General features: G+C 69.2%; 1 protein-coding gene. It reads right to left on the reverse strand.

Annotation, left to right across the window (positions count from 1 at the left end; genetic code table 11):
* On the reverse strand, positions 1–3,062 hold a 3,062-nt coding region (locus A3CE_RS60085; RefSeq protein ID WP_211231796.1), incomplete at both ends, for an AMP-binding protein.

The raw sequence follows: 3,062 nt of genomic DNA on the forward strand, positions 1-3,062 counted from the left end.
GCGATCCTTCGCCAGCCGCACCACATCCCCGTGCGTGGCCACAACACCCTTCGGCACCCCCGTCGACCCCGACGTATACATCACGTAGGCCGCACCCGATTCCGGGACGACCGGGAGCAAGCCCACGTCGGCCCCGGCGTCCGCCCGCACCTCCACGAGGCCGAAGTCCTGGCCTGCCGTAGCCTCGCTCACCACGAGCAGACAGGCACCCGCGTCCTTCAGCACCGCATGGGTCCGTGCCGCCGGCCAGGTGGAGTCCAGCGGGAGGAACACCCCGCCGGCCTTCACCACGGCGAGCGCGGCCACGACCAGATCGGCCGATCGCTCCATGAGCACGGCGAACACCGGCTCCGGCCCGATTCCGCCACCCACGAGCACCCGCGCCAGACGATCCGAACGCGCGTCCAGCTCGCGGAAGGTGAGTTCACCGTCGGCACTCACCACGGCGATCGCGTCCGGCTCGGCCGCGACGCGCGCCGCGAACGCCTGGGGCACGGACATGCCCGGCGCGGTCGCCGCGGTGTCGTTCCATTCCGTCAGGATCCGTTCCCGCCCGGCCGCACCGAGTACGTCCACAGTGGACAGCGCGGTTCCGGGGTCCTGCTCCAACGCCACCGCCAGGCCTTCGACGCACGTCAGCAGGAGCTCGCCCGCCCAGGACGGGTCGACCGGGGCGGCGGCCTCCACCTCCAGCTCGAAACCGGTCCCGTCGTCGTCCACGGACACGACCATCGGGTAGTTCGAGTAGTCCCGCACCAGCACCGGGGTCACACCGTCGAGGCCGGTCCCGGGATGCCGGTCGGTGGGCAGATTGTGCCGGTAGTTGAACAGCGAGGTGAACAGCGGGCTCGTCCCGGGCACCCCGCCGGCCCGTTGCGCCGTGGCGAGCGAACCGTGTTCGTGCACCATCAGGTCGGCGAGCTGGCGGCGCATGTCCACGAGGGCCTCGTCCACGTTCCCGCCCGCCAGGCGTACCCGCACCGGAAGCGTGTTGATGAACAGCCCCGGCGTACGGCCGGTTCCCGCACCGGCGTCCGAGCGTCCGAAAAGGACGGTTCCGAACACGACGTCGTCACGACCGGACAGCGTGCCGAGTACGCGCGCCCACGCCAGGTGGAACAGCGTCGCCGGGCTCACCCCGAACCTCCGCGCCAGGCCTCGGAGCCGATCGGTCAGCGCGGCGTCCACCGTCGACCGGACCTGCGCCGAGCCGGTGCCATCACCGTAAACGTCCGTAAGCCCGTAAGGGGCGGTGGTTTCGGTGACGTCGGCGAGCAGCTCGGTGAAGTAGCGTTCGTGGTTCTCCTGTGACACGCCACGCCGGGCTTGCGCGACGAAGTCACGGAACCGCACCGGTGGCGGCAACTCGTCCGCCTCACCGGAAAGGAACGCGCGAAGTTCGTCAAGCACCACGTCGAAGGTGGTGTGATCCTGGATCAGGTGGTGAATGCGCAACAGCACCAGCCAGCCACCGTCCGGGACCGCCAGCACACGAGCCCGCAGCAGCGGCGCCCGCGTCAGGTCGATGGCGGATTCGCCCGCGGACAGGAGCTGGTCGACCGGGTCCGGGCCGTGCGGGTCGAGGACCACTTCCTCGACCGGCAGCGGAGCACGGCGGGTGACCACCTGAACCGGCTCCCGAAGCCCGTCGAACAGTACCGCGGTGCGATAGATGTCGTGTCGATCGATCAACCAGCGCAACGCCACCAGCAGACCGTCCAGCCGCGCCAGGCTGTCCACAGCCAGCACTGTCGGAGTCGCGTATACATCCGTGCCGTCCCGGCCGGTCATCAGGTGGTGGAAGAAGATGCCTTCCTGCAACGGCGCGAGCGGGTAGATGTCCTGGATGTTCGCCACCCCACCCGGCACGGCCGCCACCACCCGCGCGATCTCGACCTCGGTCAGGTCGACCAGCGTCACCATCCCCGGCGTCAATTCGGTGGTGTCGGCCGGGATCAGATTCGGCGGTACCACCACCGGCTCCGGACCGGCCACCGCGGCCAGCTCGGCCGGGGTCGGCGTCAGGAACAACGCCCGCACCGACACCGAAACGCCACGCTGACGCAACCACTCCACCAGTGACACCGCCAGCAGCGAATGCCCACCCAGCGCGAAGAAGTCGTCATCAAGCCCCACGCGCTCCACATCGAGCACCTCGGCGAAGCCCTGGCACACCAGCTCTTCTTCCGTTGTGGCAGGCGCCCGCCCGCCACCGCTGTGACCGGGCTTCGGCAGCGCCGAGCGGTCCAGTTTTCCGTTGCCCGTCAACGGCATCGCCTCCAGCACGACCACCGCCGACGGCACCATGTACGACGGCAACCGACCGGCCGCGAACCCGCGCACCACCTCCGGCAGCCCCTCCACCTCCCCCGCAGGCACCACATAACCCACCAACCGGACATCACCGGGGACGTCCTCCCGCGCAATCACCACGGCCCGCGTCACGCCGGGATGCGCCGCGAGCACCGCCTCGACCTCACCCGGCTCGATCCGGAACCCCCGGACCTGCACCTGGTCATCGACACGCCCGGCGAACACCAACCGCCCATCGGGGTTCCAGCGGGCCCGGTCCCCGGTCCGGTACATCCGCTGCCCCGGCACGAACGGGCACGCCACGAACCGTTCACCCGTCAACCCCGCACGATTCACATACCCCCGAGCCACCTGCGGCCCGGCCACATACAACTCACCCACCACACCCACCGGCACCGGCTGAAGCCACTCATCCAGAACGAACACCGACAGACCAGGAAGACCACGCCCGATCACACTGCCCTGAATATCCGGAGCGAGATCGTGATGAGTGACATGCACCGTCGTCTCGGTAATCCCGTACATGTTCACCAACCGCGGCCCAGCTTCGCCGTACCGCTCCCACCAACCGGTCAGCCGTGCCGGCTCCAACGCCTCACCACCAAAAACCACCGCCCGCACATGCTCCAGCCCACCAACCTCGGACCGGACCGCCATCAGCTGATAAAACGCCGACGGCGTCTGACTCAACACCGTAACCCGCTCCCGCTCCAGCAAACCCCAGAACTCCCGCGGAGAACGGGACACCT

This window comes from Amycolatopsis balhimycina FH 1894 (assembly GCF_000384295.1).
Taxonomy (GTDB): Bacteria; Actinomycetota; Actinomycetes; order Mycobacteriales; family Pseudonocardiaceae; genus Amycolatopsis; species Amycolatopsis balhimycina.